Annotated in this window: 14 protein-coding genes; 3 read left to right on the plus strand and 11 right to left on the minus strand. The window is 47.8% G+C overall.

Features of this window, described 5'->3' with window-relative positions; genetic code table 11:
* Nucleotides 1-90: 90 nt before the first annotated feature.
* The 11 genes from MARGE09_RS20380 to MARGE09_RS20430 all read right to left on the minus strand — a co-directional run bounded on the left by MARGE09_RS20380 (nt 91) and on the right by MARGE09_RS20430 (nt 10,756).
* On the minus strand, nt 91-1,500 hold the full coding sequence (locus tag MARGE09_RS20380) for a tetratricopeptide repeat protein (RefSeq protein ID WP_236984973.1): 1,410 nt from the start codon (nt 1,498-1,500) through the stop codon (nt 91-93).
* Between the two features lie 23 nt (nt 1,501-1,523).
* Entirely contained in the window at nt 1,524-2,126 is a 603-nt protein-coding gene (locus MARGE09_RS20385; RefSeq protein ID WP_236984974.1) for an energy transducer TonB, read from the minus strand.
* Nucleotides 2,127-2,137: 11 nt separating this feature from the next.
* Nucleotides 2,138-2,539: an ExbD/TolR family protein gene (locus MARGE09_RS20390; RefSeq protein WP_236984976.1), complete on the minus strand. Its 402-nt coding sequence runs from the start codon at nt 2,537-2,539 to the stop codon at nt 2,138-2,140.
* A gap of 81 nt (nt 2,540-2,620) precedes the next feature.
* A complete protein-coding gene (locus MARGE09_RS20395; RefSeq protein WP_236984977.1) occupies nt 2,621-3,148 on the minus strand; it encodes a MotA/TolQ/ExbB proton channel family protein in 528 nt (175 codons plus the stop codon).
* Between the two features lie 12 nt (nt 3,149-3,160).
* Nucleotides 3,161-4,531, minus strand: a complete 1,371-nt coding sequence (locus tag MARGE09_RS20400; RefSeq protein ID WP_236984978.1) for a MotA/TolQ/ExbB proton channel family protein — start codon at nt 4,529-4,531, stop codon at nt 3,161-3,163.
* The gene (locus MARGE09_RS20405; RefSeq protein ID WP_236984980.1) at nt 4,528-5,313 is read right to left on the minus strand and encodes a DUF3450 domain-containing protein; all 786 of its coding nucleotides are present in this window, start codon (nt 5,311-5,313) and stop codon (nt 4,528-4,530) included. Before MARGE09_RS20405 ends, MARGE09_RS20400 begins: the two co-directional genes overlap by 4 nt.
* A 301-nt stretch (nt 5,314-5,614) precedes the next feature.
* Complete coding sequence (locus MARGE09_RS20410; protein ID WP_236984981.1) at nt 5,615-6,121, minus strand: dihydrofolate reductase; 507 nt, start codon at nt 6,119-6,121, stop codon at nt 5,615-5,617.
* Nucleotides 6,122-6,135: 14 nt separating this feature from the next.
* Nucleotides 6,136-6,969, minus strand: a complete 834-nt coding sequence (locus MARGE09_RS20415; protein WP_236984982.1) for a thymidylate synthase — start codon at nt 6,967-6,969, stop codon at nt 6,136-6,138.
* Between the two features lie 3 nt (nt 6,970-6,972).
* Nucleotides 6,973-7,842: a prolipoprotein diacylglyceryl transferase gene (lgt, locus tag MARGE09_RS20420; RefSeq protein ID WP_236984984.1), complete on the minus strand. Its 870-nt coding sequence runs from the start codon at nt 7,840-7,842 to the stop codon at nt 6,973-6,975.
* Nucleotides 7,843-7,976: 134 nt separating this feature from the next.
* Nucleotides 7,977-10,250, minus strand: a complete 2,274-nt coding sequence (gene ptsP / locus MARGE09_RS20425; RefSeq protein WP_236984986.1) for a phosphoenolpyruvate--protein phosphotransferase — start codon at nt 10,248-10,250, stop codon at nt 7,977-7,979.
* On the minus strand, nt 10,250-10,756 hold the full coding sequence (locus MARGE09_RS20430) for an RNA pyrophosphohydrolase (protein ID WP_236984987.1): 507 nt from the start codon (nt 10,754-10,756) through the stop codon (nt 10,250-10,252). Before MARGE09_RS20430 ends, ptsP begins: the two co-directional genes overlap by 1 nt.
* A 163-nt stretch (nt 10,757-10,919) precedes the next feature.
* On the opposite strand from MARGE09_RS20430, the gene MARGE09_RS20435 reads away from it, so the two are divergent.
* From MARGE09_RS20435 to MARGE09_RS20445, 3 genes are all read left to right on the plus strand, one after another.
* Nucleotides 10,920-11,573: a histidinol-phosphatase gene (locus MARGE09_RS20435; protein WP_236984988.1), complete on the plus strand. Its 654-nt coding sequence runs from the start codon at nt 10,920-10,922 to the stop codon at nt 11,571-11,573.
* Between the two features lie 33 nt (nt 11,574-11,606).
* Nucleotides 11,607-12,764, plus strand: coding sequence for an imelysin family protein (locus MARGE09_RS20440; RefSeq protein WP_236984989.1), 1,158 nt, complete (start codon nt 11,607-11,609; stop codon nt 12,762-12,764).
* A gap of 108 nt (nt 12,765-12,872) precedes the next feature.
* Entirely contained in the window at nt 12,873-13,739 is an 867-nt protein-coding gene (locus tag MARGE09_RS20445) for an HDOD domain-containing protein (protein WP_236984991.1), read from the plus strand.
* Nucleotides 13,740-13,741: the final 2 nt, after the last annotated feature.

The raw sequence follows: 13,741 nt of genomic DNA on the forward strand, positions 1-13,741 counted from the left end.
AGAAGCTCTAGCTTGCCCTGCGGTAGCTTTATAGTATGCAAAAAAAAACCCAGCAGATAACTACTGGGTTTTTGTTTAATACTTTATAGACTAAGCGGCATCTTCAGGGAGCACATCTAGCGCCTGGGCTTCTTCTTCAGCTTCGCGAGCGGCTTTTTTCAAACCATCTTCGCGTGCTTTCTCAGACTCTACATAACGCAATAGATCACTAGCATACTTACCAAAGCGCTCATCTTTACGCGCTTTCCTCAAGCTTTCAATGGCTGAACCAAAGCGCTTAAGCTGCATCTCGGCGTTGCCTTTGTAAAAGTGTGGCTCGCCAGGATATTTAAGCTTACCCTTTTTGAGAGCTTGGTTAGCTGCAGCTATAGACTTTTTGTACTCTTCCGCATCAAGATAAATCGCTGATAATTGAGCGTATAACTTGCCATCAGAAGCCTTTTTAGCAGCCTCCTCCATCACAGGAATAGACTCTTTAATCTCTTGCGATTGACGAAGCGCAGCACCTAAGTACTCTAGATTTTTAGCATTTCGTGGCAAAGTGCCTTTTTTCAAATGCGTTTTAAGCACTTTGGCCGCAAGGTAAGGAGCTTCCCCAGATTGATACAAAGATGCTAAGTTTCGAACCTGCGACTCTTTCTCAAGCGCACCTAAAACATTTAAAGCATCCAGTAAACCGCGCTGCTCTTTCTCTTTTCCTGTCAAGCCGTAAAGGCCTGCCAACTGAGAGATGTTTTTAGGCTTAGGGTAATTAACGGCAATTTTTTCAGCGACAGTTGTTGCTGTTTTAAAATCTTCTTTATCTACATAAAGCGCCATTTGTAAGCGATACCAAGTTTCTTTTGGAGTCTGCCCTTTAGCCTCAACATTTTTTACCGCTTTATTAGCAAAGCTTAATGCTGACTTCTTATCGCCCATTTGATAATAAATTTGCGCCAGCATGTAGTAATAGTCTGTAGGCACAACGGTAGGGCAGGTTTTTTCCCACTTTTTAAACGTCGCCATAGCGCCTTTATAGTCTTCGAGCGAAGCCTTTAATTGCGCAGTCGTAAACAAGCTTTGCTGCTCAAGCGACAGTGGAATGCCTGGTGATAAGGCTGCAACCTTTTCGTAATAAGAGATAGCACCTTTTACATTTTCTAACGAGTAATTAACGTAAGCCGCACGATTATATAATTGAGCTTGTTCGTACGGGTTACAGTCGTCACAACGATTTACAATCTTCTGTAAGCGATTCCAGCCTTCTTTGAAGTTTGGTTCCGGTGTAACCCCAGTTTTGGGATCTTCCTCTGGACTAATCATTTCATCCACAGGTGCAAGCTTTTTAAACAGCTTTTGACCCAATGCCGGTAAACGACGAGGCTTTACAGGCTCAGTCCCACAACCGGGGAAAGACTCCGCAAAACTCACAGACGACACAACGGTCATACCGCCGGTCAATAATGCAGCAGACAATGTGCTGCACAATAACGAGCGGGTTAAATTTTTTTTCAAACGCATAGTATTCACCTAATTACCTAGCCCTACTTTTGCATTTCAAAAATGAAACGGTTTTGGACACCGGGCACTCGGATTGCCTTACCGTCTACAACGCGTGGCTTATATTTAAATTTGCTAGCCGCCTTGATAGATGAACGCACGAATATACTTTCAGGGCAATCAACAGCAACGTGGTCCGCCGTAGTACCAATTTCTGTCACGGTATATTCAATCGTACAATAACCCTCTTTACCTCGGCTCAAAGCACGAGACGGATATTGCGCAGCAATTTTAGTAATTGGAATCATCTCGCCATCACCGCCAAAACCACCAGGGCCTGCAACTTTAGGCTTATCAATTTTCGGCCCATTAATACTGATCCCTTCGTTAGAAGTTTCTGGCGCGTCGAATTCCATTTCTGGCATTTCGGGTGGCGGCTCGTCAACTTCATCAGGACGCTCAGGCTTACTGGTATCGTATTCCGTTGTGATTTCGCGCTCAGGCATCACAATATCAGGCACCTTATACTTTTTTACTTCACCAGGCGCTTTGATATTTGTTTGAATCAATACGTGCATCAACAGGACTAGCGCAGCAGTAACTACCGCCGCTAACGCACCTGAAAATATGAATCTCACCATACTCATGGGCTTAGTCCTTATTGCTTATTAGTTGCTATAGAGATATCAGCCACGCCGACTTCGCGGGCCTTTTGCGCCACGATGTTGAGCATTTTAATAGTTGATTTACTATCAGCTTGAATCACAACAGGGCTCTTGGGGTTTTCAGCAATCAATAATTCGATCTGATCTTTTACCAAAGCCTCATCAATTTCATTCTTATCGATCCAGATTTTATCGTCGTTATCGACGGCAATAAGGATTTTTGAATTCTTGTAATCGGATGTTGTGGCATCTGGGCGCTCTACTTCAACACCCGGTTCTTTGATAAAGGTTGCCGTCACGATAAAGAAGATCAACATGATAAAAACCACGTCGAGCATTGGCGTTAAGTCAATTGCGCCGGCTTCTTCATCGGTAGCGGAATTTTGTCTGCTCATGGCTACTCTCTTTTATATCGGCCTACTAAACCGGCCGAGTTACCTCGGCCGCTATCAGGGCTCAGATCAATACAGTCGGGATCAATGATCCATTGTCATGTGATCTTCAAGCAGCTGGCTTTCGCGGTTGGCTATTTGGTTAACAATGGTACTGCCAAATACACCAGAAATCGCCGCCACCATACCAGCCATAGTGGGAATAGTTGCTTGTTTTACCCCGCCGGCCATGGATTTAGCATCCGCACCGCCGGAGGTCGCAAGAACATTAAATACTTCGATCATACCCACTACCGTACCTAACAAACCGAACAAAGGACACAACGCAACCAAAGTGCCAATAACATCAAGGTTGAGTCGAATTTGCTCAGTTACACGCGAAATCATCGCGATACGGATTTGATGCGCGTTCCAAGATTTTCTCTCGGCCCGCGCATCCCAGCGCTTAACGGTACCGTTTACAGTATTACGAAGCGTCGCTTTGTAAAACCATAAACGCTCAAAGATTAACGTCCACATGACACAAGTAACTGCCGCAATTACCATCAAGATTGGACCACCCGAATCAACGAATGTCTCGACGGTAGATAATGCTGCTATTACGTCATTCATTATGGCGTCCTCTTAGCGCTCTGATTTTTCAGCGATTAAGCCAGCACTTTGCTCTTCGAGGGTATGAATGATGCGCTTAGCTTTACCACTCAAAATGGTGTGGAAGAATACCGTAGGAATTGCAACCACAAGGCCTAATACCGTTGTTACCAAGGCACCAGAAATACCGCCAGCCATTAGCTTAGGATCGCCAGCACCAAAATCAGTAATAGCCTGGAAGGTTTGAATCATACCTACAACAGTACCCAACAGTCCCATCAACGGTGCAACCATGGAGATAATCTTCACCATGTTTAAGCCGCTTTCAATGCTAGGACGCTCTTTAAGCACAGCTTCTTCAAGTTTAAGCTCTAGAGACTCGCCATCGATACCTGGGTTATCTTCAGCAATCTTCAGAACACGACCCAATGGGTTATTCGTCTTCGCTTTCTTAGCCTTCAGCTGCCCGCTAACTTTAGCGCCAGTTAAGGTTAAAGAAATGAGCTTCCAGATACTTAACAAAAAGCCAATGCCGCCAAGACCAAATAGGATGATCTTACCAACTAATCCGCCTTGCTCAATACGCTGCTTAAGGTCAGGACGGTCGATCATGATTTGCATGATTTGACCACCTAAAGGCAAAGTAGGGTCTACAGATGCAGCGACTAAACCACCACTTGCAGACTGAACAGCAACAGGGTCGGCTAATTCACTAGGCTGACGAGGAGGAACGGTAATGCCGCCTTTTTCGAAGAATAGGTACTCTCCGTTAGACAAAACACCATAGTTACCAATTCGTACAACTTCGCGTTGGCCAGCGGCACCGCCAGCGTCAGCTACGGTTGTTGTGAATTTAACAACTTTACCCGCTTGTACCGTTTCGAACTGAATTTCGTAGAAAAGCTTCTCGATTTCAGCAACTGTTGGCAATTTGGTTTCGCTGTTCATCTTCTCGATCAAATCAAGCGCAAACTGCTCGCGACCGGGGAATTGAACGCTCACCAACGAGTTACCCAAACCGGCGCGGTAATCGTCTGCAGCAGAACTTAAGTGACCGAAAAGCTCTTTAAGCGCACCCAAGCTCTCATCAAGCTGCTCACGCTTAGCTTTAATATCGAGGTCTTGTTCTGCATATTTCGCTTCTAATTCAGCTGAACGCTTTTCTTCAGCAACGCGGGTTGCTTTAGCTTGCGCTAGTAAGTTTGAGCGATTGTTCTTTTGCGACAAGAATTCTGATTCGCGCTGCTTGTGCTCACGCGTCTCAGCTACCTTGCTGTTTTTCATCATTTGCAAAAGTTGATCAAGCGAGGTGGCTTTGTCGTCTTGAGCAAAAGACACAGTGCTCATTGCACAAAAAGCACCACCGGCCACAGCGGCCACTATGTGTTTGTAAAGCGATTTCATTGTGCAGCCTCCGGAGCATGAACAGGCAAGGCAAGGATACCGTTAGATGCTTTCTTCTGAGCCATGCGAATACCGTTGTATACGGTGCCGGCATACTCATCAGCAGATAATGTAACCCACTTATTCAAACCACGGTCCCATGCAGCAGTCACCGAACGGTCAGCTGTTTGGAACATCAAGGAAACGCGACCAATCGCTAAGATAGTGCCGTCGAGCTCTTGACCTTCAATGGTCACACTATCGGGGTAGCTATCCACTTTACGCGCGTATTCAGCTTCAATGTTGTAAAGCTCAACCACTTGGCGGAATTTCTCAGCAACAGTGATTTTTGCGCTATCTAAATTCGCACGCTGCTTCGCGATGCGTTCTAGACGTAATTCTTTTTTGTAGGGTGCGTCTAGCTCAACAAACTGCTCCATCGCATCTAGCATGCGAATAATCAGCGGCGGTACTTCGCGCTGAATCACAGTAACGTTGGCAATGGCGTCGTCTAACTCGGCAAGTGCAGCACGCTGCGCTTCGAGTTGCTTTTCCATTTGCTTGTTATAAACACGTAAACCCTCAATTTGTTTGTTCTCTTGCTTAAACTGAACAATCAGGTCGCTGGTTTGATCTTGTAATTTGTTAATGCGGACTTGTGATGCACGAGCGGCATCAACTTTTGATTGTCCTACTGACAAAATACTATTTAAGGTTTGATCTGCCTGTGCGGCGCCAGCCAGAAGCGCTCCGGCTGAAATCACTGTGGACAGGGCCACAGCTTTCATTCGCTGCTTTTTCATATTCCCCCCAATCGGGCGCATGCATGATTTGAAATGTTGCTACAGAGTTCGCCTGCTTACTTTTTAAGAACAAGACAGGCAAATTTCCACTGAGCTGAAAATCGTGAAGTCGACTTGGCAACAACTAAGCGTCGGGCATTTTAAAAGGAGGTAAGAGCTTTATTCAACGGGTTTATGGCTTGTCTCGCCTGCACAAGCAATAGGTTAACCTTTCGTAACACTTTAAAAGCCAAGGGTAACACTTTGGTAACAACCCAGAAGTTTAAATATCCAAAACCGCCGCAATGCACGCACTGACAACTTATTTTTTATCCCAGCATTCGAAAGTATAGTCATACGGATTACGTTCATCAGATTTATATTTCGTTTTAGAAGTACACATCCAATCGTTTTCGTTATAGGGCGGAAAAAAAGCATCGCCCTCAAGTACAGCATCAACACGCGTTAAATACATACGCGATACAAGAGGCAGCATTGCTTGATAAATTTGTGCGCCGCCAATGCAAACAATCTCTTGTGCCGCCATAGTGCTAGCGGCATCTTGAGCAATTTCGATAGCAGCGTTTAAATCTGTTGCCACCGCAACGCCCTCAGCACCCCAACTGTTGCTACGTGTTACGACAATATTTTTACGCCCAGGCAGCGGCCGACCAATGGATTCAAATGTTTTTCGCCCCATAATAATGGGCTTAGCCGTAGTGGTCTTTTTAAAGTGTTTTAAGTCTTCAGGTAAATGCCAAGGTAAGGCATTATTCTGGCCAATGCAGCGATTGCTAGCCATCGCCACCATCAATGCAATAGGAACCATACAGTCTCTCTTTTTTACACCGCAATAGGGGCAGATATAGCAGGGTGGCACTCGTAATTTTGAAGCTCAAAATCTTCAAACTTAAAAGCAAAAATATCACGCACATCGGGATTTATTTTCATGTTAGGCAAGGCAAAAGGTTCCCGACTTAACTGTAAATCCACTTGCTCTAGATGATTTAAATACAAGTGCGCATCACCGAATGTGTGGACAAAATCACCAACAACCAAGTTTGTTACCTGCGCTACCATCATTGTTAACAAAGCGTAAGAGGCGATATTAAAAGGTACGCCCAATAGAATATCCGCACTGCGTTGGTACAGCTGGCACGATAACTTGCCATCTAGTACATAGAACTGAAACAGCGTATGGCAAGGCGGCAAGGCCATCTTGCCTTCAGCTGCATTCTCGCTCGGCTTTTGGCCCTCGTCCGGTAAAAAAGTCGGGTTCCAAGCGGATACAATTAAACGCCTTGAGTCAGGCTTTGTTTTTATTTGCTCTATGACCTGTGCAATTTGATCTATCGCACCACCATCAATCGTAGGCCAGCTGCGCCACTGGGCACCATAAACCGGCCCCAAGTTGCCAGACTCATCTGCCCACTCATCCCAAATTCGCACGCCATTTTCTTTCAGGTAGGCAATATTGGTATCGCCGCGTAAAAACCACAGTAATTCATGAATAATCGACCTTAAATGACACTTCTTAGTCGTTACCAACGGGAAACCTTTAGCCAAGTCAAAACGCATTTGGTAGCCAAATACGCTTTTCGTCCCAGTACCGGTTCTATCCGACTTTACAACGCCAGTATCACGCACATGGCGCATTAGCTCTAAATACTGCTGCATGACTTAACCCTTCTCTGCCGAGGCTTGCTCGCTATCTAATTCTTTGCCTGGACCGTACTTTTGTCGCTTCATCGCCCAAATAAACACGCCACCACCAATCAACAACATCGGGATGCACAGTATTTGGCCTCGCGTCATCCAGCCAAACAGTAAAAAAGTAATATGCGCATCGGGCTGGCGAACAAACTCCACACCAAAACGTACGCAGCCGTATAAAAGTACAAAGAGCGCACTGACAGCCGCGCGCGGACGAGGCTTTCTTGAGAACCAAAACAAAATAGCAAACAACACCGCGCCCTCAAAAAACATCTGATAAAGCTGTGATGGGTGCCGAGCCAGTTGCTCTGGGTCTTTGGGGAAGACCATAGCCCAAGGCAAATCGGTTGCCCGGCCATAAAGCTCTCCACCAATAAAGTTACCCAAACGGCCAAGGCCTAGCGCGATTGGCACAAAAGGCGCGAAGAAGTCGATAACATCGAAAAAGTTTTGATTCACTTTACGGCAATACATCAAGGTGGCTGTGATCACCCCCAGCAAGCCGCCATGGAACGACATGCCGCCATCCCAAACGCGGAAAATCATCGCTGGGTCCGCCATAAATTCAGAAAACTGGTAAAAAATGACATAACCAACGCGAGCGCCCAGTACCACCCCCATAGCCACGTAAAACAGAAGATCATCCATTTGACGGGCGTGCACAACGTAATGCGGTTTGCGCGAACGGTACATCCCCAAGGCCCAGCAAGCAGCAAAACCAAATAAATACATCAATCCATACCAATGCACCTGCAATGGACCAAACGTATTACCAAAAACAGTAAGCGATTCAAAAACCGTAAAGGCTACTGGATCAAATTCTGGATAAGTGAGCATATAGCATCCCTATAGGATCGAGTTTTAATCGAGAATGTGCAAAATCGTACCTGCAGAAGGCGCACAAAGATGAGGCATCATAGAGGATAAGACATTGAGAAAAAAGTGAGTTAAGCGCGAGTTAAGAACGCCCCTCAGCGCTCAACAGGAATCGCAGGCTTGAGCATCCGGCTTAAACCGGCTTCCTTGAAAGCCGCTTCCATAGTCGCGTAGACCGACTCGGTATCCGGAAGCGCCAAGACCGTGGTCATCAGTTCACGCGCATCGGTTAAGCTAATACTGCGAATCACCGACTTCACTTTCAGCAAGTTGGTTGCACTCATCGAAAGCACATCAAAACCCATTGCCATTAACAGCAAGGCTGCCGTCGGATCTCCGGCCAGCTCGCCACAAATACTGACCGGCTTGCCTTCGCTATGGGAGGCATCAACAACATCTTTTAGCGCCCGCAATACCGCAGGGTGCAGCGAACGGTACAAATCCGCTACCCGAGTGTTGTTGCGATCGACCGCTAAAATGTACTGCGTTAAGTCGTTACTCCCAACCGATAAAAAGTCGCTACGAGCCGCTAACTCTTTTGCCTGATAAACAGCAGAAGGCACTTCAATCATCACGCCAATCGGCGGCATGTCGATGAGATAACCCTCTTCCATAAGCTCTTCGTAGGCGCGCACAATCAACATTTGTGCAATTTCTAACTCGGGGATTGCGGAAATCATGGGCAATAATATGCGAAGGTTATTCAGCCCTTCGCTGGCTTTTAACATCGCGCGCACTTGCACCAAGAAAATTTCTGGATGATCCAGCGTCACGCGAATACCGCGCCAGCCTAAAAACGGGTTTTCTTCCTCGATGGGAAAGTAAGGCAAAGCCTTATCGCCACCAATATCAAGCGTGCGCATGGTTACGGGATGCGGGAAAAACGCCTCGAGTTGCTCGCGGTAAACTTGGCGCTGCTCCTCCTCTGAGGGGAAGCGGTCGCGCAACATAAACGGGATTTCGGTACGGTACAGCCCCACCCCCTCTGCACCACGCTCCAAAGACAGCATGGCATCAGCTACAAGGCCCGTATTCACCCACAGTTCGAGTTTGTGCCCGTCCGTCGTCTCGCAAACCTCATCCTTTAGGCTTTCGAGCATTCGCACGACTTGTAAATCTTCGTCGACGATATCTTGATAGTGATGCATCAGGTTTCGCGATGGATCACTAAAAACGCTGCCGTGATAACCATCGACAATCATTTCGCGGCCATCAAGCTTGGTGAACGGTAGGTCAACCGCCCCCATCACTGTGGGTATACCGATAGAGCGCGCCAATATCGCCACGTGGGAGTTGCTAGAGCCGCGCACAGAAACAATGCCGGCCAAGCGCCCTTCAGGTACTTCTGCCAGCATAGATGCCGTAAGCTCTTCGCCGATTAGGATGGTATTTTCGGGGAAAACGCGCTCTTCTTGATTGCTTTGTTGCAGCTCGGCTAAAACGCGGCAACCCAAATCTTGTACGTCGCTGGCGCGCTCTCGCAGGTAGGGGTCACTCATGCTTTGGAAGTTAGTGATGTGCTCTAAGATTACCTCACTCCAAGCGTACTGAGCACTCACCCCCTCGCGAATGCGCTCCATCACCTCCCCCCCCATAGAGGCATCATCGAGCATGCCAACATATGCATCAAATAACTGGCGCTCTTCTTTGTTAACTCGGTTACCCAGCTCATCACCCAGTTTGCGCACGTTTTCGCGTACCCGCGTAAGGGACTCAAGAAAGAAAGTCACCTCAAAGGCTGGGTCTTCACACTTACGATAAGGCACGGCACGCAAGTCCGCCGGTGGCGAAGTCACCACCGCACGACCAATGGCAACACCAGGGGCGCCGGCAATGCCGGAGAATTTTGCTTCCGTGGGTAGGCGGTCGGAATGGATATCCACCAACGCACCGGTAGCTTCGGCGTGAGCAATAACGCCAGCCAACTGAGCCGACATAGTCACCAAGAAGGCTTCTTCGCCTTCATCAAAGGTGCGCCCTTTAATTTGCTGTACTACCAATACTCCCATCACTTTGCGGTGATGGATAATCGGCACACCTAAAAAGGCGCTATAGCGCTCTTCGCCGGTTTCGGGAAAGTATTCGTATTTGGGATGAGTTTCGGCTTGATCGAGGTTAACCGGCTCTTCGCGCGAAGCGACAAGCCCAACCAAACCGTGGCCGCGCGATAAAATAACATGCCCAACCGCTTCAGGGTTTAGCCCCTCGGTTGCCATAAGCACATACTTATCATGCCGGTTACGCAGGTAGATAGAACACACCTCCGTCGCCATTGTCTTTTTCACACGCTGGACGATAATGCTCAATACCGCGGGTAAATCTCTCGCAGAATTAACTTCTTGCACAATACTCCGCAGGGATGTGAGCATTAACCGTGCCTCTCACGCCAACTAGCTTCTTCATAATTAGCGTGGGCAGGCGCTAGCTCACGCATAGCGCGGCGGTATACATCACGCTTAAAGTTGACCACGCGGTTCAATGGGTACCAATAACTCACCCATTCCCAAGTATCAAACTCGGGATTGCCATCACCGCTTAAATCTATGGCATTATCAGCACCGTTGTACTCCAGCAAAAACCACTTTTGTTTTTGGCCAATACAAACCGGCTGCTGTTGTCGCACAAACCGCTTAGGCAAGCGGTATCGCAACCAACCTCTAGTAACATCCACTACCGATACTTGCTCAGGGCTTAAACCTACTTCTTCTTTAAGCTCACGGTATAAAGCCTGCTCAGGGGTTTCATCCGACTTAATACCACCTTGCGGGAATTGCCATGCATTCTGGCCACCAATACGCCGCGCCCAAAGCAGCTTGCCTTGGGTATTCATTAGCATTATGCCCACATTTGGGCGAAAGCCTTCGGCGTCAATCACGCGATCCCCTTACGGTGTTGTTATAATCATCGAGCTATTGTTTCACAATATAGCTGAATACAGCAATTTGCGATTCAGCTTATATTCAGCTTTATTGCATAATGTTGCAACAATGCATTTATTGTTCAGCACACAACTAGATACTTAATATTAAGGAGCCCTCTTGACCCTTGCCCTGTTCGACCTCGACAACACCCTATTAAAAGGTGACAGCGACCACGCTTTCGGAGAGTTTCTGTGCCAAAAAAACGTTGTTGACAGCGAACACTTTAAACGTGCCAACGATCAGTTTTACCTCGATTATCAACGGGGTACTCTGGACATTAGCGCTTATATTAAGTTCGCTCTTAGCCCATTAACAACTCTTTCGGCCGCCAAACGCTTTGCACTGCAAGCTGAGTTTATGACCGATATTGTCGAACCCATGATCCTGACAAAGGGTGTAGAGCTGCTCAATAAACACCGCCGCGAAGGCCACACCATTGTAATTATCACTGCAACAAACCGTTTTGTGACAGGCCCCATTGCTCGCCGCCTAGGGGTTAGCCATTTAATCGCTACCGAGCCAGAAGTCATCGACGGGCGCTATACCGGTAAGCATACCGGCACACCGTGTTTTCAGGAGGGCAAAATTAGTTGCTTAAACCTATGGTTGAGTGAACATAATGAATCATTAGCCGACAGTTATTTTTACAGCGACTCCGCAAACGACTTACCTTTGCTAAAGTTAGTAACTTACCCTGTTGCGGTCGACCCCTGCCCTCGCTTAAGCGAGTACGCACAAAAACACGCCATGCCAATAATTAGCCTGCGCTAAACAGCTTCAGCTCCGCCGCCCTCAAGGATTGTTATGCCATTGCTCCGACGCTTTAGAATGTTAATGCTTGCAGCACTGTGTGGCGGCGCCCTGATCGGCTGCGGCAGCGACGGCCCTGCGGTATCTTCCGCTACAACCGATACCCCTTCACCATCACAACCTTTACCGTTAGTTGCACCGCATAATCAAACCATTACGCTCTGGCAAAACCAGCAATTACAAATTAGCAACGCAATTAGCCAAGCCCAAGCACTGGAACAACAGCTACAGCAACTCCTCAAAGAGCCCGACGCTGAGCATTTGCTAGCCTCGCAACAGCAATGGCTATTGGCCGCCGACGCCATAGAGGCACTCGCTTTAATCGGCCCCCTCGGTAGAGCGACGCACAACGCGCAATGGCGAGAAATCAACCAAGCATTCGACTTTATTTCTGTGTGGCCCGCTCAACTGGGCTACCTCGATGAAAACGAGCAACATGGAAAAACCGGGCTAATTTACGATATTGATACCGCTATTAATGCCGAAAACTTACGCCATCAACACGGCTTAACCCACGTTCAGGATGCTAGCCTGGGCATATACCCTCTCGGCTTGATTTTGTGGGGAGCGGGCGACAATAGGGTTGGCTCCGATTTCACGCAATCGCAATCGCTTAACGAAAGCGAGCTGCGAATGGGCTACAGCTCTACCCACGAGCTTGCCAATAACCGGCGGCGCCAACTCATTCAACTACAGGCACAACTCTTAGTTGAAGATTTAACCCAACTACACGCCGCTTGGGCACGCCGCGACCGCAACTCGGCCATTAATGCTATTAGCCAAGCCAGCATTGAGGAGCAACACAGTCAACATGTAAAAGCCGCCCTCGACTTGCTTACCCAACAATTGCTCGAGCTAAAAAGCGCCCCCTATAACGACGGTACTCACAACGAGCCCTCCTGGAACCTAGAGCGCAGAAACAAGCGCTGGCAAACACAATTGCAACAATTGGCGCACTGGCTTGCTCTACTAGATATCAACTACCTCGCAGAACCCATTTTGCAATTACAACAAGTTCTGAGTGCGCAATACGCCAATGCAGACCAAGCCGGCGAAAACCTGCCGCGCCCAGCGGACAGCGATATAGAAGCCAAGCTCGCTACTATGGCTTTGGCACTTAAAAAAACCATCGAAAATCGTCCACAACCGTAATCCGGCGCCACTATTTCACTACGTGTTGGAATCCGTGAGCTACTCTTAAAAGGACTCGCGCGACTTAGCGTTTCCCTTTACGCCCTATACTGATGTTGATGATTTTTCATGAGCCAAGAACTGACTCCAGAGCAAATTAAACACATTTTGCAAGGTATTGCGATACCGCCGCAGCCTCAGGTTATGGTCGACTTGCAGATGGAGCAGTGCTCACCCAAATGCACCGCCGAATCTATTGCTGCGCTGATCAGCCAAGACGTCGGACTTTCGGGCGCAATACTTAAAACCGTCAACTCACCTTTTTTTAAGCTCACAAATAAGATCACCTCAATAACTCAAGCGGTATCGCTGATGGGAATCAACAGCGTGGTCAACTTGGTGAATGCGCAATCCATTAAAGGCGCGCTATCCGATGAAGAAATCATCGCGCTGGGTGCTTTTTGGGATACCGCCATGGAAGTCGCCATGACAGCCGCCGTTGTTGCCAAACAAGTCGGCTACAACAGCCCCGACGAAGCCTACACGCTCGGGTTAGTCCACAACTGCGGCATCCCTTTGCTCGCCAGCAAATTCGATAACTACCCCACCGTGCTGCAAGAAGCCTATCACCGTGAAGACACCTTAATTACCGACACCGAAAACGAGCTCATCAACACAAACCATGCGGTTGTCGGCTATTACGTGAGCCGAAGCTGGAACTTACCACCTTATATATCGGAAGCCATCCACGAGCATCACCACGTCACCCAGCAGTTCATGGAAAACTCTAGCAATAGCCAACTTAAAACCCTACTTTCTATTTTAAAAATGGCAGAGCACATTAGCGGCCTTCATAAAACGCTCGGCGGCTGCAGCATCGATTATGAGTGGGACCAAGTAAAAGAAGCCATTTTGATTCATATTGGCTTATCCGATTATGACTACGAAGGCATGATCGAACATATCCAAGAGCTAGGCTTGGGAACACAGTCCTAAAC

This window comes from Marinagarivorans cellulosilyticus (genome assembly GCF_021655555.1).
GTDB classification, from domain to species: domain Bacteria; phylum Pseudomonadota; class Gammaproteobacteria; order Pseudomonadales; family Cellvibrionaceae; genus Marinagarivorans; species Marinagarivorans cellulosilyticus.

Excerpts from the sequence above, each read along its gene's own strand:
- MARGE09_RS20405 (WP_236984980.1), bottom strand. The coding sequence starts at position 5,313 with ATGAAAAAGCAGCGAATGAAAGCTGTGGCCCTGTCCACAGTGATTTCA.
- MARGE09_RS20385 (WP_236984974.1), bottom strand. The coding sequence starts at position 2,126 with ATGAGTATGGTGAGATTCATATTTTCAGGTGCGTTAGCGGCGGTAGTT.
- MARGE09_RS20445 (WP_236984991.1), top strand. The coding sequence starts at position 12,873 with ATGAGCCAAGAACTGACTCCAGAGCAAATTAAACACATTTTGCAAGGT.
- ptsP (WP_236984986.1), bottom strand. The coding sequence starts at position 10,250 with ATGCTCACATCCCTGCGGAGTATTGTGCAAGAAGTTAATTCTGCGAGA.
- MARGE09_RS20410 (WP_236984981.1), bottom strand. The coding sequence starts at position 6,121 with ATGGTTCCTATTGCATTGATGGTGGCGATGGCTAGCAATCGCTGCATT.
- lgt (WP_236984984.1), bottom strand. The coding sequence starts at position 7,842 with ATGCTCACTTATCCAGAATTTGATCCAGTAGCCTTTACGGTTTTTGAA.
- MARGE09_RS20440 (WP_236984989.1), top strand. The coding sequence starts at position 11,607 with ATGCCATTGCTCCGACGCTTTAGAATGTTAATGCTTGCAGCACTGTGT.
- MARGE09_RS20390 (WP_236984976.1), bottom strand. The coding sequence starts at position 2,539 with ATGAGCAGACAAAATTCCGCTACCGATGAAGAAGCCGGCGCAATTGAC.
- MARGE09_RS20380 (WP_236984973.1), bottom strand. The coding sequence starts at position 1,500 with ATGCGTTTGAAAAAAAATTTAACCCGCTCGTTATTGTGCAGCACATTG.
- MARGE09_RS20395 (WP_236984977.1), bottom strand. The coding sequence starts at position 3,148 with ATGAATGACGTAATAGCAGCATTATCTACCGTCGAGACATTCGTTGAT.
- MARGE09_RS20400 (WP_236984978.1), bottom strand. The coding sequence starts at position 4,531 with ATGAAATCGCTTTACAAACACATAGTGGCCGCTGTGGCCGGTGGTGCT.
- MARGE09_RS20415 (WP_236984982.1), bottom strand. The coding sequence starts at position 6,969 with ATGCAGCAGTATTTAGAGCTAATGCGCCATGTGCGTGATACTGGCGTT.